This is a genomic window from Bradyrhizobium sp. ISRA436 (assembly GCF_029910015.1).
Lineage (GTDB): Bacteria > Pseudomonadota > Alphaproteobacteria > Rhizobiales > Xanthobacteraceae > Bradyrhizobium.
In genome coordinates, this window is record NZ_CP094519.1 from 1931813 (window position 1) to 1954887 (window position 23075).

The following is a 23075-nucleotide window of genomic DNA, read 5'->3' on the forward strand; positions in this document are numbered from 1 at the left end:
CGTTTCTTAACGCTAAGTGCCGTTACTGAGAGGTGAAGAGCCGAACCGGTCTTTGGGGGACGGCCGAGGTCCGCTTTTGCGCGAAATCCCATGGAAGCCCAGCGAATTCCGGTCGGACATCAGGATTTGCGGCCGACAATGGGAACCGGCGCGCGCATCTCGCAACGGCTCTTCGATCGGAATGGCCTGCCAAGGCGCGAGGATTCGAGGCGCAATGAGTCGGCGCGCGTCCATATTCCATGTTACGTGCGCAGCCCCGCCCGGGAGCGGCGGATGAGCGCGCATGCTTCCCGTCACATTTCCGTGCTGGGCCGCGAGGCAGTCGAGTATCTCGCGCCGCGCGCGGGCGGCATCTATGTCGATGCCACCTTCGGCGCCGGCGGCTACAGCCGCGCGATTCTCGACGTCGCTGATACCCGCGTGGTCGGCATCGACCGCGACCGCACGGCGATCCTGGGCGGCTTCGACCTGGTCGACGGCTCCGACGGCCGGCTGACGCTGGTCGAGGATCGCTTCTCCCACCTTGCGGAGGTTTGCGCGGCGCAGGGGCTGGATGCCGTCGACGGCGTCGTGATGGATGTCGGCGTCTCCTCGATGCAGCTCGACCAGGCCGAGCGCGGCTTCTCGTTCCGCAGCAGCGGCCCGCTCGACATGCGGATGGGGCAGAGCGGCCCGACCGCCGCCGACGTGGTCGCGAAGGCATCCGAGCGCGAGCTCGCCGACATCATCTACATCTTCGGCGAGGAGCGCCACTCGCGCGGCGTCGCGCGTGCGATCGTCGCCGCCCGCAAGGAGGCGCCGATCACGACGACCGAGGCGCTCGCCGACATCGTCGCCAGGGTCGTGCGCGCCAAGCCGAACGAGATCCACCCTGCGACGCGGACGTTCCAGGCGCTGCGCATCTTCGTCAATGAAGAGCTCGACGAGCTGCATCAGGCGCTCGCGGCGGCCGAGCGCGTGCTGAAGCCGGGCGGCCGGCTGGTCGTGGTCTCCTTTCATTCGCTGGAAGACCGCATCGTCAAGAGCTTCTTCGCCGAGCGCGGCAAGATCAGCGCCGGATCGCGGCATATGCCCGAGGTCGCGCAATCAGCGCCGAGCTTCAAGATCCTGACCAAGCGCCCGGTCGCGGCCGATGACGCCGAGGTCGCGGCCAATCCGCGCGCGCGGTCCGCGAAGCTGCGCGCCGCCGAACGGACCGCGGCGCCGGTGCACGAGGCCGATGCCCTGCCGTCCTGGCCGCGGCTCGCCGACGTGATGCGGGGAGGCTGACGATGCGCATCCTCCACTTTCTCGTCATCGGCATGCTGATCTTCGCGGCGTCCTACGTCTACCGCATCAAGATGGAATCGACCGCGCGCGTCGAACGCGTCCTGCAGCTCAACGCGGAGATCCGCAAGCAGCGCGACGCGATCGCGATGCTGCGCGCCGAATGGGCCAAGCTCGATGCGCCGTTGCGGCTGCAGGGCCTTGTCGAGCGGCATCTGCCGCTTAAGCCGATCAACGCCAACCAGTACGATTCCCTGAAGAACCTTCCTGAGCGGCCGCCGAACTTTACGCGGCCCGGCGCGCGCGACCCGATCGGCGCCATGATCGACACGATCGAGGCGGCCGCCGAACCCGACGGCACAACGGGGTCGATCTCGGCGCCCGCTGCCGACCAGCCCGCCGCGGACCAGACGGCGCCCGTGGCGGAACCCGAGCAGGCCCCAGGAGATCAGCAATGACTGGATCAGCAACGACCGATCCGGCGCCCGCCAACAAACCGGCCGAGCCCTGGCGCCAGCGGCTGATCCGTAACCTGCTGTACGGGCGCAATGTCGACCGCACCGCGAAGGCGCGCGCCCGCGTCGGCTTCGCGATCCTCGCCTTTGCCGTGGTCTATTGTGTGCTCGCCGGCCGTCTGGTGCTGTTCGCGATCGGCGCCGACAGCCATGGCGCGCGGCGCACCGCCTCGCAGGACGCGATCGCAACCGCGCGGCCCGACATCATCGACCGCAACGGCGCGATTCTCGCCACCGACGTCAAGGCGCCGAGCCTGTTCGGCGAGCCGCGCCGCATCATCGACAAAGACGAGGCGATCGAGCTGTTGACCGCGACGTTGCCCGATCTCGACACCGGCGAGGTGCGCGACCGCCTGTCGTCGCGCAAGGGCTTCGTCTGGCTGAAGCGCGAGATCACGCCGAAGCAGCAGCTCGACATCCATCGCCTCGGCATCCCGGGCATCGGCTTCCTGCGCGAGAACAAGCGCGTCTATCCGACCGGCAACGAGGTTGCCCATCTGATCGGGCTGGTCAACATCGACAACCAGGGCATCGCCGGCATGGAGAAGTGGCTGGACAGCAACGGTCTGGCCGATCTGCATCGCGCGGGCTTCGCCACCGACCGGCTGCAGAAGCCGATTGAGCTGTCGATCGACCTGCGCGTCGAGCACGCGCTGCGCGACGAATTGATCAAGGCCAAGGAGAAGTTCAAGGCCAAGGCCGCCTCCGGCCTCGTGTCCAACGTGCGCACCGGCGAGATCGTGGCGATGGTGTCGCTGCCCGACTTCGACCCGAACAATCCGAAGGAAGCGCACGATCCGGACCGCATCAACCGCCTGACCACCGGCGTCTACGAGATGGGCTCGACCTTCAAGGCGTTCACGCTGGCGATGGCGCTCGACACCGGAAAATACGACCTCAACTCGCTGTGGGATGCGCGCGGCCCGCTGCATTATGGCAAGTTCGCGATCCACGACGACGAGCCGAAGGGACGCTTCCTCAACATGAAGGAAGTCTTCTATTTCTCGTCCAACGTCGGCGCGGCGCGCATCGCGTTGGCGCAGGGAGTCGAGGCTCACAAGGCGTTCCTGCGCAAGATGGGACAGCTCACCCGCCTGCGCACCGAGCTGCCCGAAAGCGCGTCTCCGATCGTGCCGAAGCATTGGGGCGAGCTGAACACGGTGACCATCTCCTTCGGCCACGGCATCGCGGTGGCGCCGCTGCAGGCGGTGATGGGGATCGATGCGCTGGTCAATGGCGGCTACTTGATTCCGCCGACATTCCTGAAGCGGACCGAGCCGGAAGCGATGGCGCTGGCGAAGCGAGTGATCAAGCCCGAGACCTCCGAGAAGATGCGCTATCTGATGCGCCTCAACGCCGAGGTCGGCACCGCGCGCAAGGCCGACGTCAAGGGTTACTATATCGGCGGCAAGACCGGCACGGCCGAAAAGGTGGTCAACGGCCGCTACGCCAAGAAGCGCGTGCTCACCGCCTTCACCGCGATCCTGCCCGCCGACAATCCGAAATATCAGCTCCTGGTCATGCTCGACGAGCCGCAGGCGCTGAAGGAAACCTACGGGTTCATCACCTCCGGCTGGAACGCGGTGCCCACCGGCGGCAAGGTGATTGCCCGAATTGCGCCGATTTTGGGGATAGAACCGCGATTCGACCTGCCGCCGTCCGACCGCCTTATTCTTGCGGCATCCAGAACAACCCAGTAAGGCGTACCAGACAGCATGATCCGGAAAGAGTGCATAGCGGTTTTTCCAGTCGGATCATGCTCAAACAGCGGCGCCTGTTGCGCCAGCCAACTGGAACATCATGAGACTTCGCGACCTCTTCAGCGATGACGCCGCCACGATCGATCCGCGTGCCGATGCTGTCGTGGTCGGCGGACTTGCGGTCGACAGCCGGGCTGTGAAGCCGGGCGACCTGTTCTTCGCGCTGACCGGCCTCAAAACCGACGGCGCGCGCTTCGTCGATGCGGCGATCGCGGCCGGCGCCGTCGCGGTCGCAGGCGACCGTCCGCCGCAAGGCGCGCTGCGCGTGCCGTTCTTCGTCACGACCAATGCACGCCGGGCGCTGGCTCTGGCCGCGGCCAGATTCTATCCGCGGCAGCCCGAAACGATCGCCGCGGTGACCGGCACCAGCGGCAAGACCTCGGTCGCGGCCTTCACGCGCCAGATCTGGGGGCGGCTCGGCCACGTCTCCGCGAGCATCGGCACCATCGGACTGGTGTCGGACAAGCGCACCGTGTACGGCTCGCTGACCACGCCCGATCCGATCGCGCTGCACCGGCAACTCGACGAGATCGCGGCCGACGGCGTGACGCATCTGGCGTTTGAAGCCTCGTCGCACGGCCTCGATCAGTATCGCCTCGACGGCGTGCGAATCACCGCCGGCGGCTTCACCAATCTCTCGCGCGACCACATGGACTATCATCCCGACGTCGCGCATTACCTGAATGCCAAGCTGCGCCTGTTCCGAAACCTCGTCACCAGTGGCGGCGCGGCGGTGATCGCGGCCGATCACGACTGCTCGGCGCAGGTGATCGATGCGGCGCGCGCGCGCGGGCTTCGGATCGTCACGGTCGGGCGCAAGGCCGATGCGGGCGAGGCCATTCGTCTCGTCGATGCCGCGATCGACGGCTTTGCGCAGAAGCTCGTCATCGAGCATCGCGGCCGGAGGCATACGATCCGGCTGCCGCTGGTGGGCGAGTTCCAGATCGAGAACGCGCTGGTCGCGGCGGGCCTCGTGATCGGCACCGGCGGCGGCGCGGACGAGGTGTTCGGCAGCCTCGAATATCTCGAGGGCGCGAAGGGCAGGCTGGAGCTTGTCGGCGAGCACAACGGCGCGCCGATTTTCGTCGACTACGCGCACAAGCCCGATGCGCTCGCCAAGGCGCTGCAGGCGCTCAGGCCCTACGCGAAGCGCAAGCTCATCGTGATCTTCGGCGCCGGCGGCGACCGCGACGCGGGCAAGCGGCCGATCATGGGCGAGATCGCGGCCGGGAACGCCGATCATGTCATCGTCACCGACGACAATCCGCGCAGCGAGAGGCCGGAAGCGATCCGCGCCGCGATCCTTTCGACCGCGAAAGGCGCGCGCGAGATCGGGGATCGCGCCGAGGCGATCCGCATCGGGATAGCGGAGCTGGAGCCCGGCGATGCGCTATTGGTCGCAGGCAAGGGCCACGAGATCGGGCAGATCGTCGGCGACAGGACCTTGCCGTTCAGCGATCATGAGGCGGTGGCGGCGGCGCTGGCGCAGGATCCGGACCCGGAGGTCCGCGCTAGCGCACAGTGTGCAGCGGTTTTCCGGCAAGATCATGCGGAACCAAAGAGCTGAGGAGCGCATGAGCGCATTGTTGTGGACGTCGGATGCGATGGTGAAGGCGATGCGCGCCGTGACGCAGGGCGCGCTGCCGGAGGGAGTCACCGGCCTTTCCATCGACAGCCGCACGATTGCGCCGGGCGAAGCCTACTTTGCGATCAAGGGCGACGTGCATGACGGCCACAGCTTCGTCGCGGCGGCGCTGAAGGCCGGCGCGGGGCTTGCCGTGGTCGAAGCCGCACAGCGCGCAAAATTTCCCGCCGATGCGCCGCTGCTCGTGGTCGACGACGTCCTCGCCGGTCTCGTCGAGCTCGCGCATGCGTCGCGTGCCCGGCTCATCAACACGCAGATCATCGCGATCACCGGCTCGGTCGGGAAAACCTCGACCAAGGAGGCGCTGCGCCGGGTGCTGTCGGCGCAGGGCGAGACCCATGCCTCGACCGCCTCGTTCAACAATCACTGGGGCGTGCCGCTGTCGCTGGCGCGCTGCCCGGCGGGCGCGCGTTTTGCCGTGTTCGAGATCGGGATGAACCATGCCGGCGAGATCACGCCGCTGATCAGGATGGTGCGGCCGCATGTCGCCGTCATCACCACCGTCGAGCCGGTGCATCTGGAATTCTTCGCCGGGATCGAGGCGATCGCCGATGCCAAGGCCGAGATCTTCCTCGGCGTCGAGCCCGGCGGCGCCGTCGTGCTCAACCGCGACAACTCGCAATTCGCGCGGCTGCAGCGGCGGGCGAAGAAGGCCGGCATCTCCCGCATCGTGTCGTTCGGCACCAACGGGCGATCCGACGCGCGGCTGATCGACCTTTCGCTGCACGCGACCTGCTCGGCGGTGCATGCCGACATCCTCGATCACGACATCACCTACAAGATCGGCATGCCCGGCCGGCACATGGCAATGAATTCGCTCGCGGTGCTCGCCGCCGCGTCGCTGCTCGGTGCGGATATCGCGCGCGCGGCGCTGTCGCTGGCGCAGCTCGAGGCGCCTTCGGGACGCGGCGTGCGGCGCACGCTCGAGGTCGGCCATGGCGAGGCCACGTTGATCGACGAAAGCTACAACGCCAACCCGGCCTCGATGGGGGCCGCGCTCAACGTGCTCGGCCAGGCTCCGGTCGGGCCACACGGGCGGCGCATCGCCGTTCTCGGCGACATGCTCGAACTCGGGCCGACGGCGCCTGAGCTGCACCGCGGCCTGATCGAGGCGGTCGCGGCCAATCGGATCGACCTCGTATATTGTTGTGGTCCGCTGATGCGGAATTTGTGGGATGCCCTTTCCACCGGCAAGCGGGGAGGCTATGCGGAGAGTTCGGCGGCCCTGGAAGCGCAGGCGGTCGCCGCGATCCGCACCGGTGACGCGATCATGGTGAAGGGATCGCTGGGGTCGAAGATGAAGGTCATCGTCAGCGCGCTGGAAAAGCGCTTTCCCGACAAGGCCGCGCACGAAGAAGCGGTACAGGACTTCTGAATGTTCTACTGGTTGATCGATCTGTCCAATACCGTCCCGGGTTTTGCGCCGTTTCGCAGCGCCCTGAACGTGTTCCGCTACATCACGTTCCGCACCGGCGGTGCGATCGTGACCGGCGCGCTGTTCGTGTTCCTGTTCGGGCCCTGGATCATCGACCATTTGCGGCTGCGGCAGGGCAAGGGCCAGCCGATCCGCACCGACGGCCCGCAGTCGCATCTGATCTCCAAGAAGGGCACGCCCACCATGGGCGGGCTGATGATCCTGTCGGGGCTGGTGGTGTCGACGCTGCTCTGGGCCAACCCCCTCAACCCCTATGTCTGGATCGTGCTGGCGGTGACGCTCGGCTTCGGCTTCGTCGGTTTCTATGACGATTATTTGAAGGTCACAAAGCAGTCACACAGCGGCTTTGCCGGCAAGCTGCGGCTGCTGATCGAGGCGGTGATCGGGCTCGCCGCCTGCTATGCGCTGGTCCGGCTCGGGCGCGACGTGTCCTCGACCTCGCTTGTCATTCCCTTCTTCAAGGACCTCGTGATCAATTTCGGCTCGTTCTTTGTGATCTTCGGCGCCTTCGTCATGGTCGGCGCCGGCAACGCGGTGAACCTGACCGACGGCCTCGACGGTCTCGCCATCGTGCCGGTCATGATCGCGGCGGCGAGCTTCGGCATGATCTCGTATCTGACCGGCAACGCGGTGTTCTCGGATTATCTTCAGATCAATTATGTCGCCGGCACCGGCGAGCTCGCCGTGCTATGCGGCGCGGTGCTGGGGGCCGGCCTCGGCTTCCTGTGGTTCAACGCACCGCCGGCCTCGATTTTCATGGGCGATACCGGCTCGCTGGCGCTCGGCGGCATGCTGGGTGCCACCGCGGTCGCGGTGAAGCACGAGATCGTGCTCGCGGTGATCGGCGGCCTGTTCGTGCTGGAGGCGGTCTCCGTGATCGTGCAGGTCGCGTCGTTCAAGCTGACCGGCAAGCGCGTGTTCCGGATGGCGCCGCTGCACCATCATTTCGAACAGAAGGGCTGGACCGAGCCGCAGATCGTGATCCGCTTCTGGATCATCTCGGTGATGCTGGCGCTCGCCGGCCTCTCCACGCTCAAGCTGCGCTGAGCCTCGGCCATGATCCCCGTCACCTCCTTCGCAGGCAAGACGGTCGCGGTATTCGGCCTCGGCGGCTCCGGGCTAGCGAGCTGCCACGCGCTGAAGGCCGGTGGCGCGGACGTGATCGCCGCCGATGACAGTGCCGACAATGTCGCAAAGGCGGCACAGGCCGGCTTCGTCACCGCCGATTTGCGCACCATGCCCTGGGCGAATTTCGCCGCGCTGATCCTCACGCCCGGCGCGCCGCTGACCCATCCGGCGCCGCACTGGAGCGTGCTGAAGGCGCGCGAGGCCGGCGTCGAGGTGATTGGCGACATCGAACTGTTCTGCCGCGAGCGGCGGCGTCATGCGCCGAATGCGCCGTTCGTCGCCATCACCGGCACCAACGGCAAGTCGACCACCACAGCGCTGATCGCGCATCTGACCAAGGTTGCCGGCTACGACACCCAGATGGGCGGCAATATCGGCACTGCGATCCTGTCGCTGGAGGCGCCGCGCATGGGGCGGGTGCACGTGATCGAGATGTCGTCCTACCAGATCGATCTCACACCTTCGCTCGATCCCTCCGTCGGCATCCTGCTCAATGTCAGCGAGGACCACATCGACCGTCATGGCACGCTGCAGCACTACGCCGCGGTGAAGGAGCGGTTAGTGGCCGGTGTGCAGCCGGGCGGTACGTCGATCGTCGGTGTCGACGACAGCTGGTCCCGCGACATCGCCGACCGGCTCGATCGCTCCGGCAAGCGCGTGGTCCGCATCTCCGTACGGAACCCGCTGCCCGACGGCATCTATGTCGAGCACGAGACCATCGTGCGCGCATCGGGCGCGGCGCGCAGCGAGGTGGCGCGGCTCGGCGGCATCGGTTCGCTGCGCGGCCTGCACAATGCGCAGAATGCGGCGTGCGCCGCGGCCTGCGCGCTCGCGATGGGAATCTCCACCGACGTGCTGCAGAACGGGCTGCGCAGCTTTCCCGGCCTGGCGCACCGCATGGAGCAGGTCGGCCGCCGCGGCAACGTGCTGTTCGTCAATGATTCCAAGGGCACCAATGCGGATGCGGCGGCGCATGCGCTGTCGTCCTTCGCTGACATCTTCTGGATCGCGGGCGGCAAGCCGAAGGCCGGCGGCATCACCAGCCTGTCAGGCTATTTCCCGCGCATCCGCAAAGCCTATCTGATCGGCGAGGCCGCGCCGGAGTTTTCCGGAACACTCGGCGAGCGCGTGCCGCACGAGATGTCCGATACGCTCGATGTCGCGGTCGCCAGCGCCGCGCGCGATGCGGAAGCCTCAGGGCTCGCTGAAGCTGTCGTGCTGCTGTCGCCCGCCTGTGCCTCGTTCGACCAGTACCGCAATTTCGAAATCCGCGGCGCCGCGTTCCGGGATCTCGTCAACGCGTTGCCGGGTGTGAAGCCGGTGGTGTGACCACATTTACCGCTGCGAGAGGGGACCAAGTTGACCTTGCCCGATCCTTCCTCGCCGTTGACTTGGAGGCGTCAGGACGAGCCTTAAAGCACTTGCGGAGACGGGCCGAGGGAGGTCGCCCCTTGCCACTGATTTGCCCGACGGCACAAGCCCCTCGCGCAAAAATATTTCTGTTTTTCGGAATCGTAACTCAGTGTATAGATTGGTCCGTCTCACCCGCCTGAGGGGCGCTTCGCGATCGTCATGAGTGTTGGGTCGAGATGCGGTGGACGCCGATTGCGCAACTGACGAGTGCGCATGAGGCGGACGGTGAAGTCGTGCAGGCCTGACGCCCTAGTGGCAGGTGTCTCGTCAGCAAGAGGCTATGCCTCTGCTGATGACGGTGACAACAAAGCCCAGTCTCGCCGGGGAGAGCACGTATAAGCCGTAACCCATCGCGCAGGGAAAGCCGGGATTGCTCCGGTTTCACCTGTGGTCCTACCTCCCGAGCTTTCCATTTGCTCGGGACCCATGGGTGCGATCGGCACCCGGCTTTCCCTGCGCCCTCTGCTTGAAGAGGGCGACAACGAAGATGAAAACCTCGGACAGATCGTGTCGCGAGAACGTGGACTTCTGTGCGGGTGCCGGCGATCATTGCGAAGAGCGAAGCGACGAAGCAATCCATCGCCCCGCATATGTTGAGACATGGATTGCTTCGCTTCGCTCGCAAATGACGGCTGAGCGAGCCGCCTATCCGATCACGGCCGCTGTCAAGTTGCGTGGCCGGCCTCCATCAAAAGTGATCCATCCCGTTAACCCCTTGGAAACCATCCTGCGCCACGAATGGACGTTACCTCCGCTATCTGGGGACACCCATGCTCGCCCGTGACCAACGCACCCCGTTCTCGGACTGGTGGTGGACCGTCGACAAGCTGCTGCTTGCGGCGATCGCTGCGTTGATGCTGGCCGGCGTGATCCTGTCGCTGGCGGCGAGCCCGCCGGTGGCGACGCGCATCGGGCTCGATCCCTTCCATTTCTTCAACCGCCACGTGCTGTTCCTGGTGCCGTCGCTGATCGCGCTGATCGGGGTGTCGTTCCTGACGCCGCGGCAGATCCGGCGCACTGCGCTGATCGTGTTCGCGATCTCGATCGCGCTGATCGTGGTGACCCTTCTGGTCGGGCCCGAGGTCAAGGGGTCGCGGCGCTGGATCACGCTGCTTGGCGTCAACATCCAGGCCTCCGAAGCCGCAAAGCCCGCCTTCGTGATCGTCGCGGCCTGGCTGTTTGCGGAATCGACCAAGCGGCCGGAAATGCCGGCGACCTCGATGGCGCTGGTGCTGCTGCTGCTGCTGGTCACGTTGCTCGTAATGGAGCCCGACTTCGGTCAGACCATGCTGATCCTGACGGTATGGGGCGCGCTGTTCTTCATCGCGGGCATGCGGATGATCTGGGTGTTCGGGCTTGCCGGCGCGGCCGGTGCCGGCCTGTTCGGCGCCTATCTTCTGGTGCCGCACGTCGCCGGCCGCATCCAGCGCTTCATGAACCCGGCCTCCGGCGACACCTTCCAGGTCGACACCGCGATGGAAGCGTTCTGGAACGGCGGCTGGTTCGGCCTCGGGCCGGGCGAGGGCATCGCCAAGCGCAGCCTGCCGGACAGCCACACCGACTTCGTGTTCGCGGTCGCCGCCGAGGAATTCGGCATCATCCTCTGCCTGATGCTGGTTGCGTTGTTTGGCTTCGTCGTGATCCGCACGCTGACCCGCGCCTATGCCACCGAGGACATGTTCTCGCGCTTCGCGGCGTCGGGACTTGCGATCATGTTCGGCGTGCAGGCGGCGATCAACATGGCGGTCAATTTGCAATTGATCCCGGCCAAGGGCATGACGCTGCCGTTCATCTCCTATGGCGGTTCCTCGTTCGTGTCGCTTGCTTATGGCGTCGGCATGATGCTGGCATTGACGCGGCAGCGGCCGCGCACCGAAATCGAATCGATGGAAGGCGCCAGTTCGCTGCGCGCCTACGCTTAGGTGACTGCGAGGATAGCCTCGGCTATCTGGAAGCCATGGACAATGCGCCCCTGATTCTACTGGCGGCCGGCGGCACCGGCGGCCATCTGTTCCCGGCCGAAGCGCTCGCCGTGGAACTGCTGCGGCGTGGCTTGCGCGTCCGGCTGGCGACCGACGGCCGCGCGCTGCGTTATGGCGGCCTGTTCGCCCGCGACAGCATCGACCTGGTGCCGAGCGCGACGGTGCGGGGCCGCAATCCGATCTCGCTGGCGCGGACCGCGTTCACGCTCGGTTACGGAACCCTGGTTGCAACCAGGGTGGTGCGGCGGTTGAAACCCGCCGCGGTGGTCGGCTTCGGCGGCTATCCTACTCTGCCGCCGCTGATGGCTGCGCGCCTGCTCGGCGTGCCCGGCATCATCCACGATGCCAACGCGGTACTCGGCCGCGCCAACCGCTTCCTGTCCAGCCGCGTCAGCGCGATCGCGACATCGCTGCCCGGCGTGCTCGATCGCGATCCCGCGCTCGCCGGCAAGGCGACCACCGTCGGCACGCCGATGCGGCCGGCGATCCTTGCCGCCGCGGCGGTGAACTATGCCTCGCCCGAGGCGAGCGGGCCGCTGCGCCTGCTCGTCGTCGGCGGCAGCCAGGGCGCGCGGGTGATGAGCGATATCGTGCCATCAGCGATCGAGAAGCTCGACCCCGCGCTGTGGCGCCGGCTGATCGTCACCCAGCAGGTGCGCGAAGAGGACATGACACGGGTGCGCGCCGTCTACGACCGGCTCAAGATCAATGCCGAGCTTGCGCCGTTCTTCTCCGACCTGCCGGCACGGCTGGCCTCGAGCCAATTGGTGATCTCGCGCGCCGGCGCCGGCACCATCGCCGAGCTCGCCGCGATCGGCCGGCCCGCGATCCTGGTGCCGCTGCCGGGCGCGATCGACCAAGACCAGTTCGCCAATGCCGGCGTGCTGGCGCAGGCCGGCGGCGCAATCCGCATCGCACAGCCCGACTTCACGCCCGAGCGGCTTGCCGCCGAGATGTCGGCCTTCGCCGGGGATCCCACCAAGCTGACCGCGATGGCGCAAGCCGCGCGCGGCGCCGGCCGGCTCGACGCCGCGGAGCGGCTCGCCGATCTGGTGACGAAAGTGGCCGGGATCTAGGCGGCCCGCGATGATTTTTCGACTCTCCGACGTCGTAGCCGGCCTTGTCCCGGCCAGCCGCGTCTTTCATAAGGGCATCGAAGCCTGGGCAAGCCCCGGCCTGATGGAGCAACCGCGAGACCTGCCATGAGACTGCCGCGCGAGATCGGACCCATTCACTTCGTCGGGATCGGCGGCATCGGCATGAGCGGCATTGCCGAGGTGCTGCTCAATCTCGGCTATACCGTGCAGGGCTCGGACGCCTCGGACAATTACAACCTCGATCGGCTGCGCAAGAAAGGCGCGAAGGTCTCGGTCGGCCACAAGGCCGAGAATGTCGACGGCGCTGATGTTGTCGTGGTCTCGACCGCGATCAAGCGCGACAATCCGGAGCTGATGGCTGCGCGCGCGCTCCACATTCCCGTGGTGCGCCGCGCCGAGATGCTGGCTGAATTGATGCGGCTGAAGAGCTGCGTTGCGATTGCCGGTACCCATGGCAAGACGACGACGACCACGATGGTGGCGACATTGCTCGACGCCGGCGGGCTCGATCCGACCGTGATCAATGGCGGCATCATCAACGCCTACGGCTCGAATGCGCGGCTCGGGGCCGGGGACTGGATGGTGGTCGAGGCCGACGAGAGCGACGGCACCTTCCTGAAGCTGCCGTCCGACGTCGTCATCGTCACCAATATCGACCCTGAGCATCTCGACCACTTCAAGACCTTCGAGGCGATCCAGGACGCGTTCCGCAATTTCGTCGAGAACGTGCCGTTCTACGGCTTTGCCGTGATGTGCACCGATCATCCCGTGGTGCAGAGCCTCGTCGGCAAGATCGAGGATCGCCGCATCATCACCTATGGCCATAACCCGCAGGCCGATGCGCGGTTGATGGATCTGACGCCGATGGGCGGCGGCTCCAAATTCACGGTCGCGATTCGCGATCGCAACACCGGCGCGACGCACGAGATTGCCGACATCGTCTTGCCGATGCCAGGGCGTCACAACGCCTCGAATGCGACGGCAGCGATCGCAGTCGCGCATCAGCTCGGCGTGTCCGACGACGTCATCCGCAAGGCCATGGCGGGCTTCGGCGGCGTGAAACGGCGGTTCACCAAGACCGGCGAGTGGAACGGCGTCACTGTGATCGACGATTACGGCCATCACCCGGTCGAGATTGCGGCGGTGCTCAAGGCGGCGCGCGAGTCCTACCAGGGCAAGATCATCGCCGTGATGCAGCCGCATCGCTTCACCCGCCTGCAGTCGCTGTTCGAGGAGTTTTGCACCTGCTTCAACGATGCCGATACGGTCGTGGTCGCGGAGGTTTATCCAGCCGGCGAGGCGCCGATCCCCGGCATCGACCGCGACCATTTCGCCGCCGGCCTGCGTGCCCACGGCCATCGCAACGTGATCCCGCTGCCTGACGCCGGTGAGCTCGCGAAGATCGTCCACGGTCTCGCCAAGCCCGGCGACCTCGTCGTCTGCCTCGGTGCCGGCAACATCACGCAATGGGCCTACGCGCTGCCCGACGAACTGAAGGCGCTGGGGTGATGGGAGTCACTTCTACAACCACGTCATGGCCGGGCTTGTCCCAGCCATCCACGTCTTTACTGCGCTATCGTGTCGAAGAGATCGTCCCAATTGGGGTTCGCCGCGACGATCTTGCGAACCTTCCATGCACGCGGCCAATGTTTGATGTTGTGTTCGCGCTGAATGGCATCACGAATGTCGTCAAATTGCTCGAAGTAGACGAGCCTCTTCAACCCGTATCGCTTAGTGAACCCATCGGCGAAGCCGGAGCGATGTTCGAATATCCGGCGGACGAGATCGCTCGTTACCCCGACATAGAGAACGCCGTTAGGACGGTTGGTCAGAAAATAGACGTATCCACCCGCCATGCCGGGATACTGCAAGACGTGGATGGCCGGGACAAGCCCGGCCATGACGGATTGAGAGGGCGTGCATGACCTTCCCCGACATCACGCCTGATCTGAAAGCCGCGATGCCGGAGCTGCGCGGGCGGCTGCTCGCCAACCAGTCGCTTGCCGAGCTGACCTGGTTTCGCGTCGGTGGTCCGGCGCAGGTGCTGTTCACGCCGGCGGACGAGGATGACCTCGCCCACTTCCTGAAGAACCTGCCGAAGGAGCTGCCGGTCCATGTCATCGGTGTCGGCTCCAATTTGATCGTGCGCGACGGCGGCATGCCGGGCGTGGTGATCCGCCTCGCGCCGCGCGCCTTCGGCGAGACCAGCGCGACGGGCGACATCGTCGCCGCTGGCGCCGCGGCGCTCGACAAGCGGGTGGCGGAGACAGCCGCTGCGGCCAGCATCGGCGGCATGGAATTCTTCTTCGGCATTCCCGGCACCATCGGCGGTGCGCTGCGCATGAATGCCGGCGCCAATGGCGGCGAGACCAAGGATGTGCTGGTGGAGGCGACCGGCATCGGCCGCGACGGCACCAGGCACGTCTTCGGCAATGCCGACATGAAGTTCGTCTATCGCAACAGCGGGGTCGATCCTTCCGTGATCTTCACTTCGGCGCGCTTCCGCGGGACGATGACGGATGCAGACGCGATCCGTGCGCGCATGAACGAGGTGCAGGTCCATCGCGAGACCGCGCAGCCGATCCGCGAAAAGACCGGCGGCTCGACCTTCAAGAATCCACCCGGCAACAGCGCCTGGAAGCTGATTGACGCCGCCGGCTGTCGCGGCCTCAAGGTCGGTGGCGCGCAGGTCTCGGAGATGCACTGCAATTTCCTGATCAACACCGGCAACGCCACCGGGCACGACATCGAGACCCTGGGCGAGACGGTGCGTGAGCGCGTGAAGCAGACCAGCGGAATCGAGCTACATTGGGAAATCAAGCGGATCGGAATCGGAAAGAGCTGATGCGGGCGACCATTCTCTTCGGCGGCACCAACAAGGAACGCTTGGTCTCGGTGGCGAGCGCACAGGCGTTGCACCGCGCGCTGCCCGACGCCGATCTGTGGTTCTGGGATGTCGGCGACACCGTGCACGCCGTCACCTCCGAAAAGCTGCTCAATCACACGCAGCCGTTCGAGGTCGATTTCAAGCCCGATGATCGCGGCATCAGCCTCGCGCAGGCGCTCGACAAGGCTGCAGCGGACGCGCGCGTGCTGGTGCTCGGCCTGCATGGGGGGCGCGCCGAGAATGGCGAGTTGCAGGCGATGTGCGAGATGCGCGGCATCGCCTTCACCGGCTCCGGTTCGGCCTCGTCGCATCTTGCCTTCGACAAGGTGTCCGCCAAGCGCTTTGCCGGGATCGCGGGCGTGAATGCGCCGCAGGGCATTGCCCTCGAACGTATCGATGAAGCCTTCGCCGAGCATGGCAAGCTGATCGCAAAGCCCGTGAAGGACGGATCGAGCTACGGACTGATCTTCGTCAACGCGCAACAGGATCTGGTCGCCGTCCGCAATGCCGCGAAGACCGAAGACTATCTGATCGAGCCGTTCGTCTCGGGCGTGGAGGCGACCTGCGGCGTGCTCGAACGGTCCGATGGCGCGGTGTTCGCGCTGCCCCCGATCGAGATCGTGCCGGCGGAAGGCGGCTTCGACTACACGGCGAAATACCTCCTGAAGTCGACCCAGGAGATCTGCCCCGGCCGGTTCGCCCCCGAGGTCAGTGCCGCGATTATGGATCACGCGCTCAAGGCGCATCGCGCGCTGTCCTGCTCCGGCTATTCGCGCAGCGATTTCATCGTGTCGGCCAGGGGGCCGGTCTACCTCGAGACCAACACGCTGCCCGGGCTCACCGTGGCATCGCTGTACCCGAAGGCCCTCAAGGCGCAGGGCATCGACTTTGCCGACTTCCTGCACGACCAGATCGAACTCGCCCGGAGCCGCGTACGAAAGTAGGCGGCGGAGAGGGAACCTGGCCCGCGGAGGCGGACTGGAACCGGCGTGTTGCTAAAATGCTAACGAGTTCGCGGCAAGGCACTCACAGCGTTGATCAAAACACGCATCAGGCGGACCGCATTTACCGTTTGTTTACCAGGAAGCCCGAAAGTTAACGCTGGCGGCGCATGTAGCGCTTGGCTGCCGGGGCGTGAGCTGTCGCGGAATACCGCTTCGAGGAACGCAACCAGGGGAACAGGGGGTCACTCTATCCCACCGGTACCGCCGAGACGTCACCTGTGCCGGGACCCGCAAGGTTTGCGGGCACAACATGTGACGAGCTCGTGCAATGGATGGTGCAGGACGCCTCGCTCGATCGGTGCGATCGCTGGGGCCTCAAGCTGACCTGAGAGCAGCCGCTATTGGAGCGGCGGTGCTGCTGCGCGAGCATGCCGGCGCCTATCTCGCCCGCCGCAAGCGCAAGCGTCCCGCCCGGCAGCCGGTGATCGATCGCGAGCCGCCGAACCGTTTCATCCAGACCATCGAGCGCTACCTGCCGCGCCGTCTCGGCCTTGTCGCCACGCTCGCGATCCTGTTCGGCAGCGCAGGTTTCGGCATCGTCAAAGGCGGCCATGTCGACGCGTTCGTCGCTGTCATGGACGACACCCGCAACGCGCTCGCCAATGCCGCGGGCTTCCGCATCACCACGGTCGGTATCAACGGCCGCAAGCAGCTGACCCAGGACGAGGTCCTCGCGATCGGCGGCATCAACGGCCGCTCCTCGCTGCTGTTCCTCGACGCCGAAACCGTGCGCGACCGGCTCAAGGCCAATCCCTGGATTGCGGACGCCACCATCCTCAAGCTTTATCCGGGCCGGCTGCAGATCGACATCGTCGAGCGCTCGGCCTTCGCCTTGTGGCAGGAGAACGGCAGGCTCGCCGTCATTGCCTCTGATGGCGCGGTGCTCGAGCCCTACGTCACGCGCCGCTTCCTCAAATTGCCGCTGGTGGTGGGCAAGGGCGCCGAAACCCACGCCCACGACTTCCTCGCGCTGCTCGACCGTTATCCGCAGGTGCGTTCGGTGACGAAGGCTGCGATCTATGTCGGCGAGCGGCGCTGGAACCTGCGCCTCAAGGACGGCCTCGATATCCGCCTGCCCGAGAACGACGTCGGCAACGCGCTGGCCGCGCTCTCCAAACTCGACAAGGACGAGAAGCTGTTCTCGCGCGACATTGTAGCCGTCGACATGCGCCTGCCGGATCGCCTGGTCGTGCAATTGTCCGACGACGCCGCCAAGGCGCGCGAAGAGCTGTTCAAGGACAAGAAGTCCAAGAAGAAGGCCGGTGACTCCGCATGACCGGCCTCGATCGCAACCTGACCCCGAAGACCCGTCCGATGCAGAAGCGCACCGCGCTGGTGGCTTCGCTCGACGTCGGCTCCAGCAAGATCGCCTGCATGATCGCACGGCTGAAGCCTTCGCCGCCGAGCGAGGCGCTGCGCGGCCGCAGCCACGCGGTGGAATTGATCGGCTACAGCCAGATCCAGTCGCGCGGCGTCAAGGCCGGCGCCGTGGTCGATCTGGCCGAATGCGAGAAGTCGGTGCGCCATGCCGTGGCGCTGGCCGAGCGCATGGCCAAGGTCCGGGTCGAATCCGTCCTGCTGTCGGTATCCGGCGGCCGGCTGCATGGTCAACTTGTTGAAGCCGCTGCCGATATCCGCGGCGGCTCGGTCACCTCGGACGATGTCAGCCGCGTCACCTCGGCCGGCATGCGCCACGCCACCGCCGCCGGCCGCACCGTTCTGCATGCGCTGCCGGTCGGCTACGCGCTCGACGGCGTCAAGGGCATCCGCGATCCGCGCGGCATGGTGGCGCGGCAGTTCGGCGTCGACATGAATGTCGTCACGTCGGACGCGACGGTCGCCAAGAATCTGATGCTCGTGGTCGAACGGTGTCATCTCAATGTCGAAGCCATGGCGGCGAGCCCCTATGTCGCGGGGCTCTCGGTCCTGACAGACGACGAGTTCGATCTCGGCGCAGCCGTCGTCGAGATGGGCGCGGGGTCGACGACGATCGCGACCTATTCCGGCGGACGCTTCGTGCACGCATCCGGATTTGCGCTCGGTGGGCAACACATCACGATGGATCTTGCACGCGGTATCGGAGCGTGCATTGCGGATGCCGAGCGAATCAAGACTTTATACGGCACGGTGCTGACCGGCGGCTCGGATTCGCGTGAGCTGATGTCCGTTCCGACTGCAGGCGATGATCGGGAGACTCCGCAAATCGTGTCCCGCGCCACGATCGCGAACATAGTCCGGCATCGCGCCGAGGAGATTTTTGAGATGGTCCGTGACCGGCTCGCGGATTCCCCCTTTGCGGCTGAGCCGCGGGCGGGCGTCGTGTTGAGCGGCGGCGCGTCCCAACTCACCGGCACCGTCGAGCTTGCCACCCGCATCCTGAACCGGCAGGTCCGCATCGGCCGTCCGCTTGGCTTCGGCCGGCTGCCGAGCGAGGCGAAGGGCGCCTCCTTCTCGGTGCCCTCAGGGCTCTTGGTCTATCCGCAATACGCTCATCTTGAACATGTCGAACCGCGGCGCACGCGGCAGCTCAAGACAGGGACTGACGGCTACGGCTACTTCGGAAAGGTCGGACGATGGCTTCGCGAGGGCTTCTGATGACCGCATCCCGGCTTAAGGCATTTTCACCAACTCCCGCGGCCGCCGGCCGGGGCGAACCCACGCGCGCGTAATTGAGAGAGGCAACCATGGCACTCAATCTGACCCCCCCTGACATCAGCGAGCTGAAACCGCGGATCACTGTCTTCGGCGTCGGTGGCGCGGGCGGTAACGCCGTCAACAACATGATCACCGCCGGGTTGCAGGGCGTCGACTTCGTTGTCGCAAACACCGACGCGCAGGCGCTGACCATGTCGAAGGCGCAGCGCATCATCCAGATGGGCACCCAGGTCACCCAGGGCCTCGGCGCCGGTTCGCAGCCCGATGTCGGTGCCGCCGCCGCGCAGGAGGTCATCGACGAGCTGCGCGATCATCTCACCGGCGCCAACATGGTGTTCGTCACCGCCGGCATGGGCGGCGGCACCGGCACCGGCGCCGCACCGGTGATCGCCAAGGCCGCGCGCGAGATGGGCATCCTCACGGTCGGCGTGGTGACCAAGCCGTTCCACTTCGAAGGCCAGCGCCGCATGCGCACCGCCGAGTCCGGCATTGCCGAGCTGCACAAGGTGGTCGACACGCTCTTGATCATCCCGAACCAGAACCTGTTCCGGGTCGCCAACGAGAAGACCACCTTCGCCGACGCCTTCGCGATGGCCGACCAGGTGCTCTATTCGGGCGTCGCCTGCATCACCGACCTGATGGTCAAGGAAGGTTTAATCAACCTCGACTTCGCCGACGTCCGCGCCGTCATGCGCGAGATGGGTAAGGCGATGATGGGCACCGGCGAGGCCACCGGCGAGAAGCGCGCGCTGACCGCCGCCGAAGCCGCGATCGCCAACCCGCTGATCGATGACAGTTCGATGAAGGGCGCCCGCGGCCTTCTGATCTCGATCACCGGCGGCAAGGACCTCACCCTGTTCGAGGTCGACGAAGCCGCGACCCGCATCCGCGAGGAGGTCGATCCCGACGCCAACATCATCGTCGGCGCCACCTTCGACGAGTCGCTCGACGGCGTCATCCGCGTCTCGGTGGTTGCGACCGGCATCGAGCAGGCCGCGATCGCCCGCGCCCAGGCTCCCGCTGCGCAGCAGTCCAACGGCTCGCCGGAGAGCCGGCTGGCCGACCTGACCGCGCGCCTGCGCGCCGACAATCAGCGACTCGCCGAGCGTGCGCAGAAGCTCGATCCGCCGACCGGCGTGATCGTTGCGCCGATTGCTGCGCCGCAGCCTGCCGCGGCCCAGCCGCGTCAGGGCGCCAATGTCGAGCGCGCCGCGCTCGCGGCGATCGCCGCCGCGGTTGCCCCGGACAACGCGCCGATGCAGCCGGCGTCCTACGGTGACGTCACCGTGCGCCCGATCGCCCAGAAGCCGTCGCTGTTCCCGGATCACGACGTCGCCAAGGTCGAGCAGCACGAGCCGATGCCGCCCGAGACCTTCATCCCGCAGGCCGCCGAGCGTTCCCCGGTCCGTGCCCCGCGGATGCCGAAGTTCGAGGACCTTCCGATGCCGGCGCAGGCCGAGATCCGCCAGGCCAACGGCGGCGGTGAGGAGGAACATCCGCAGAAGACCCGGCTGTCGCTGCTGCAGCGCCTGGCCAATGTCGGCCTCGGCCGTCGCGACGAAGAAACCGAGCCGCCGAGCGCGGCCCGTTCCTCCGGTCCGGCGATGCCCTCGATGCCGCCGCTGCCCGAGCGCCGGCCGGCCCGCAGCGTCGCGCAGCAGATCGCCTCGAACGAATCACCGGTATCTGAATATGCGAAGCGGCCCGCGCCGCAGGGGCTGGACGCTCATGGGCGGCCGGCACCTGTTGCGCCGGCGCCACAGGGCGACGACCATCTTGATATCCCGGCCTTCCTGCGCCGGCAGGCAAACTGAAGGTTGTTACAATCTTGGCGACCAGAGAGGCCCCGGCGGGAACCGCCGGGGCCTTCGTCTTTAAGCGGATATCGGGTCGCAGTCCGGTGACCAAGCGACTGAAATTAAATGATTAATTATCCTTTCGGTGATCAGATGGCCTGTCCCGGCGGGCTCTTTTCGCTGTCGCAATTTGGTTAACCTTGGGCGTGAATGCGGCGGAGATGGGGTAACAATCGGTAAAGAAGCGTGAGTTGGCGCGGTTTGGGGCTGTGACTATGGTCTGCCGTGACTTGGGGAGCTCAAGCGAGTCGGCCTTGGGGAAAGTGGGCCACTTGATTTGAGTGAAAGTCGGGTAGTGGGCATTATCGAATGAAATTCAGTCGCCAAACGACGCTTCGGTCGCAAGCCACCGTGACGGGCGTCGGCGTTCACTCCGGTCAAGCTGTTAATCTGACTTTGGGGCCTGCGCCCGTCGATGGGGGTTTCATTTTCGTCCGCACCGGCCTCGACGGTGCCGACCGCGAAATTCAGGCCAATGCCGATGCCGTGATCGCGACCGAATTTGCGACGGTGCTCGGTGACCGCGAAGGGCCGCTGGTTTCCACCGCCGAGCATGTGCTTGCCGCGCTGCGCGGCATGGGCGTCGACAACGCCATCATCGAGGTCGACGGTCCCGAAGTACCGATCATGGACGGCAGCGCCGCGGCTTTCGTCGCAGCGATCGATCAGGCCGGCATCGCCACCCAGCCCGCCGTGCGCCGCTTCATCCAGGTGTTGAAGCCGGTGCAGGTCAAGATCGGCGAATCGGTCGGCGAGCTGCGTCCGTTTGCAGGCGGGTTCCGTGCCGAGGTCGAGATCGATTTCGCCAACTCGGTGATCGGCCGCCAGAGCCTCTGCTTCGATCTTTCGCCGGAAGGCTTCCGCCGCGACCTGTCGCGCGCCCGCACCTTCGGCTGCGTCGGCGATACGGCCCGGCTCTGGAGCGCAGGTTTCGCGCTCGGCGCGTCCTTCGAGAATACGGTGGTGTTCGACGAAACCCGTCTGCTCAATCCCGAGGGACTGCGCTACGGCGACGAGTGCGTCCGTCACAAGGTCCTGGACGTCATCGGCGATCTCGCGCTGGCCGGCCTGCCGCTGCTTGGCATCTATCGTTCGAAGCGTGGCGGTCACAAGCTTAACCACGCGGTGCTCACGGCGCTTCTCGCCGACCGCAGCGCCTGGCGGGTGGTCGAAGCGGAGACCGCGCGGCGGCCGTCCCGCAGCCACGTCGAGGCCGGTGCCGGCACGGTGGGCGGCTTGATCGCCCCGGCCTACGGCCCGGACGTGTCCTGATCGCCGCGGCCGGCGTCCTTCGTCCCCAATTTCCGTAGTGTCTACAGTGGGGCGCGGGCGTGTCCGGTCGCCTTATTCCGGGCGGAATGGCTGCGTATCCGGTTGGTCGAGGGCCAGTTTTTGGCTAAGCATGCCAGCGGCTGCGACACGGCGCCAATGGTGGGGGTGTATTGCGTCCATGATCGCGGTCCATGGATGAAGTGGGCTTGGCCGTTAACCGCAATCAAAGGCGTCAGGTTCTATATTTCATGTCGGCAAAGCGTATGACGCTCGAACCCAATTCTTCTGACGTCTCCGGCCTGAAGCAGGTCGCCCGCGCGCTGCGTTTCGCGGCGGGCCTGGTCGTGCTGGCGTTGCCGCTCGCCGGCTGCGGCACGGGCGCGCTGTGGGACAAGTTCATGGCCAAGGACGACACGTTCGTCGATGAGCCCGCGGACAAGCTCTACAATGAGGGCTTGTACATGATGAACGAGAAGAAGGATCTGAAGGCCGCCTCGAAGAAGTTCGAGGAAGTCGACCGGCAGCATCCCTACTCGGAGTGGGCGCGCAAGTCGCTCTTGATGTCCGCCTACTCCTACTATCAGGCCGGCGACTACGACAGCTGCATCGGTTCTGCGACCCGCTATGTCACGCTGCACCCCGGCAGCCCGGACGCGGCCTATGCCCAGTACCTGATCGCGGCATCGCATTATGATCAGATCCCGGACATCTCCCGCGACCAGGGCCGCACCGAGAAGGCGATCGCGGCGCTGGAAGAGGTGGTGCGCAAGTATCCGACCTCGGAATACGCCACCTCGGCCAAGACCAAGCTTCAGGCTGCGCGCGACCAGCTCGCCGGCAAGGAAATGGCGGTCGGCCGCTACTACATGGAGAAGCGCGACTTCACCGCCGCGATCAACCGCTTCAAGACGGTGGTGACGCAGTACCAGACCACCCGCCACGTCGAAGAGGCGCTCTACCGGCTCACCGAGGCCTATATGGCGATCGGCATCGTCGGCGAAGCGCAGACCGCCGCCGCGGTGCTCGGCCACAATTTTCCGGACAGCCGCTGGTACAAGGACGCGTACAATCTAGTAAAGTCCGGCGGTCTCGAGCCGAGCGAGAATCAGGGGTCCTGGATCAGCCGGACCTTCAAGAAGATAGGTCTCGGCTAGGAATTG

Annotated in this window: 18 protein-coding genes; 17 read left to right on the plus strand and 1 reads right to left on the minus strand. The window is 66.0% G+C overall.

Annotated features, from left to right (window positions below; genetic code table 11):
• Positions 1 to 273 precede the first annotated feature (273 nt).
• The 10 genes from rsmH to murC all read left to right on the plus strand — a co-directional run bounded on the left by rsmH (position 274) and on the right by murC (position 13750).
• The gene (rsmH, locus tag MTX23_RS09170) at positions 274 to 1269 is read left to right on the plus strand and encodes a 16S rRNA (cytosine(1402)-N(4))-methyltransferase RsmH (RefSeq protein WP_280976310.1); all 996 of its coding nucleotides are present in this window, start codon (positions 274 to 276) and stop codon (positions 1267 to 1269) included.
• A 2-nt stretch (positions 1270 to 1271) separates the two neighbouring features.
• Positions 1272 to 1724: a hypothetical protein gene (locus MTX23_RS09175; RefSeq protein WP_280976311.1), complete on the plus strand. Its 453-nt coding sequence runs from the start codon at positions 1272 to 1274 to the stop codon at positions 1722 to 1724.
• Positions 1721 to 3481 carry a penicillin-binding protein 2 gene (locus tag MTX23_RS09180; RefSeq protein ID WP_280976312.1) on the plus strand — a complete coding sequence of 587 codons (1761 nt, stop codon included), beginning with the start codon at positions 1721 to 1723 and terminating at the stop codon, positions 3479 to 3481. The genes MTX23_RS09175 and MTX23_RS09180 overlap by 4 nt, the downstream gene beginning before the upstream one ends.
• 100 nt (positions 3482 to 3581) lie before the next feature.
• Positions 3582 to 5108 carry a UDP-N-acetylmuramoyl-L-alanyl-D-glutamate--2,6-diaminopimelate ligase gene (locus MTX23_RS09185; protein WP_280976313.1) on the plus strand — a complete coding sequence of 509 codons (1527 nt, stop codon included), beginning with the start codon at positions 3582 to 3584 and terminating at the stop codon, positions 5106 to 5108.
• 7 nt (positions 5109 to 5115) lie between these two features.
• Positions 5116 to 6561 carry a UDP-N-acetylmuramoylalanyl-D-glutamyl-2,6-diaminopimelate--D-alanyl-D-alanine ligase gene (locus tag MTX23_RS09190; protein WP_280976314.1) on the plus strand — a complete coding sequence of 482 codons (1446 nt, stop codon included), beginning with the start codon at positions 5116 to 5118 and terminating at the stop codon, positions 6559 to 6561.
• Complete coding sequence (gene mraY, locus MTX23_RS09195; RefSeq protein WP_280976316.1) at positions 6562 to 7668, plus strand: phospho-N-acetylmuramoyl-pentapeptide-transferase; 1107 nt, start codon at positions 6562 to 6564, stop codon at positions 7666 to 7668.
• Between the two features lie 9 nt (positions 7669 to 7677).
• On the plus strand, positions 7678 to 9078 hold the full coding sequence (murD, locus tag MTX23_RS09200) for a UDP-N-acetylmuramoyl-L-alanine--D-glutamate ligase (protein ID WP_280976317.1): 1401 nt from the start codon (positions 7678 to 7680) through the stop codon (positions 9076 to 9078).
• Positions 9079 to 9932: 854 nt separating this feature from the next.
• On the plus strand, positions 9933 to 11084 hold the full coding sequence (gene ftsW / locus MTX23_RS09205; protein WP_280976318.1) for a putative lipid II flippase FtsW: 1152 nt from the start codon (positions 9933 to 9935) through the stop codon (positions 11082 to 11084).
• 35 nt (positions 11085 to 11119) lie between these two features.
• Positions 11120 to 12220: an undecaprenyldiphospho-muramoylpentapeptide beta-N-acetylglucosaminyltransferase gene (gene murG, locus MTX23_RS09210; protein ID WP_280976319.1), complete on the plus strand. Its 1101-nt coding sequence runs from the start codon at positions 11120 to 11122 to the stop codon at positions 12218 to 12220.
• 126 nt (positions 12221 to 12346) lie between these two features.
• Positions 12347 to 13750, plus strand: a complete 1404-nt coding sequence (murC, locus tag MTX23_RS09215; RefSeq protein WP_280976320.1) for a UDP-N-acetylmuramate--L-alanine ligase — start codon at positions 12347 to 12349, stop codon at positions 13748 to 13750.
• A gap of 56 nt (positions 13751 to 13806) precedes the next feature.
• On the opposite strand, the gene MTX23_RS09220 is transcribed toward murC, so the two are convergent.
• The gene (locus MTX23_RS09220) at positions 13807 to 14142 is read right to left on the minus strand and encodes a GIY-YIG nuclease family protein (RefSeq protein ID WP_280976321.1); all 336 of its coding nucleotides are present in this window, start codon (positions 14140 to 14142) and stop codon (positions 13807 to 13809) included.
• A gap of 20 nt (positions 14143 to 14162) precedes the next feature.
• Here MTX23_RS09220 and murB point away from each other — a divergent pair, with 20 nt between their 5' ends.
• From murB to MTX23_RS09255, 7 genes are all read left to right on the plus strand, one after another.
• Positions 14163 to 15086: a UDP-N-acetylmuramate dehydrogenase gene (gene murB, locus MTX23_RS09225; protein ID WP_280976322.1), complete on the plus strand. Its 924-nt coding sequence runs from the start codon at positions 14163 to 14165 to the stop codon at positions 15084 to 15086.
• Complete coding sequence (locus tag MTX23_RS09230; protein WP_280976323.1) at positions 15086 to 16072, plus strand: D-alanine--D-alanine ligase; 987 nt, start codon at positions 15086 to 15088, stop codon at positions 16070 to 16072. The genes murB and MTX23_RS09230 overlap by 1 nt, the downstream gene beginning before the upstream one ends.
• A gap of 328 nt (positions 16073 to 16400) precedes the next feature.
• Positions 16401 to 17408 (plus strand): cell division protein FtsQ/DivIB, encoded by a 1008-nt coding sequence (locus MTX23_RS09235; protein ID WP_280976324.1) that lies wholly within the window; start codon positions 16401 to 16403, stop codon positions 17406 to 17408.
• A complete protein-coding gene (gene ftsA / locus MTX23_RS09240) occupies positions 17405 to 18727 on the plus strand; it encodes a cell division protein FtsA (RefSeq protein WP_280976325.1) in 1323 nt (440 codons plus the stop codon). Before MTX23_RS09235 ends, ftsA begins: the two co-directional genes overlap by 4 nt.
• Before the next feature lie 89 nt (positions 18728 to 18816).
• On the plus strand, positions 18817 to 20601 hold the full coding sequence (ftsZ, locus tag MTX23_RS09245; protein ID WP_280976326.1) for a cell division protein FtsZ: 1785 nt from the start codon (positions 18817 to 18819) through the stop codon (positions 20599 to 20601).
• Positions 20602 to 20952: 351 nt separating this feature from the next.
• The gene (gene lpxC, locus MTX23_RS09250; protein WP_280976327.1) at positions 20953 to 21915 is read left to right on the plus strand and encodes a UDP-3-O-acyl-N-acetylglucosamine deacetylase; all 963 of its coding nucleotides are present in this window, start codon (positions 20953 to 20955) and stop codon (positions 21913 to 21915) included.
• A gap of 248 nt (positions 21916 to 22163) precedes the next feature.
• Complete coding sequence (locus tag MTX23_RS09255) at positions 22164 to 23069, plus strand: outer membrane protein assembly factor BamD (protein ID WP_280976328.1); 906 nt, start codon at positions 22164 to 22166, stop codon at positions 23067 to 23069.
• Positions 23070 to 23075: the final 6 nt, after the last annotated feature.

What these genes read in the sequence shown, in the direction of transcription:
- murD (WP_280976317.1), top strand. Translation starts at nt 7,678, where the DNA reads ATGATCCCCGTCACCTCCTTCGCAGGCAAGACGGTCGCGGTATTCGGC.
- MTX23_RS09255 (WP_280976328.1), top strand. Translation starts at nt 22,164, where the DNA reads ATGTCGGCAAAGCGTATGACGCTCGAACCCAATTCTTCTGACGTCTCC.
- ftsW (WP_280976318.1), top strand. Translation starts at nt 9,933, where the DNA reads ATGCTCGCCCGTGACCAACGCACCCCGTTCTCGGACTGGTGGTGGACC.
- MTX23_RS09220 (WP_280976321.1), bottom strand. Translation starts at nt 14,142, where the DNA reads ATGGCCGGGCTTGTCCCGGCCATCCACGTCTTGCAGTATCCCGGCATG.
- murC (WP_280976320.1), top strand. Translation starts at nt 12,347, where the DNA reads ATGAGACTGCCGCGCGAGATCGGACCCATTCACTTCGTCGGGATCGGC.
- MTX23_RS09175 (WP_280976311.1), top strand. Translation starts at nt 1,272, where the DNA reads ATGCGCATCCTCCACTTTCTCGTCATCGGCATGCTGATCTTCGCGGCG.
- ftsA (WP_280976325.1), top strand. Translation starts at nt 17,405, where the DNA reads ATGACCGGCCTCGATCGCAACCTGACCCCGAAGACCCGTCCGATGCAG.
- lpxC (WP_280976327.1), top strand. Translation starts at nt 20,953, where the DNA reads ATGAAATTCAGTCGCCAAACGACGCTTCGGTCGCAAGCCACCGTGACG.
- MTX23_RS09235 (WP_280976324.1), top strand. Translation starts at nt 16,401, where the DNA reads ATGGATGGTGCAGGACGCCTCGCTCGATCGGTGCGATCGCTGGGGCCT.
- ftsZ (WP_280976326.1), top strand. Translation starts at nt 18,817, where the DNA reads ATGGCACTCAATCTGACCCCCCCTGACATCAGCGAGCTGAAACCGCGG.
- murG (WP_280976319.1), top strand. Translation starts at nt 11,120, where the DNA reads ATGGACAATGCGCCCCTGATTCTACTGGCGGCCGGCGGCACCGGCGGC.
- MTX23_RS09185 (WP_280976313.1), top strand. Translation starts at nt 3,582, where the DNA reads ATGAGACTTCGCGACCTCTTCAGCGATGACGCCGCCACGATCGATCCG.
- rsmH (WP_280976310.1), top strand. Translation starts at nt 274, where the DNA reads ATGAGCGCGCATGCTTCCCGTCACATTTCCGTGCTGGGCCGCGAGGCA.
- MTX23_RS09180 (WP_280976312.1), top strand. Translation starts at nt 1,721, where the DNA reads ATGACTGGATCAGCAACGACCGATCCGGCGCCCGCCAACAAACCGGCC.
- murB (WP_280976322.1), top strand. Translation starts at nt 14,163, where the DNA reads ATGACCTTCCCCGACATCACGCCTGATCTGAAAGCCGCGATGCCGGAG.
- MTX23_RS09230 (WP_280976323.1), top strand. Translation starts at nt 15,086, where the DNA reads ATGCGGGCGACCATTCTCTTCGGCGGCACCAACAAGGAACGCTTGGTC.
- MTX23_RS09190 (WP_280976314.1), top strand. Translation starts at nt 5,116, where the DNA reads ATGAGCGCATTGTTGTGGACGTCGGATGCGATGGTGAAGGCGATGCGC.
- mraY (WP_280976316.1), top strand. Translation starts at nt 6,562, where the DNA reads ATGTTCTACTGGTTGATCGATCTGTCCAATACCGTCCCGGGTTTTGCG.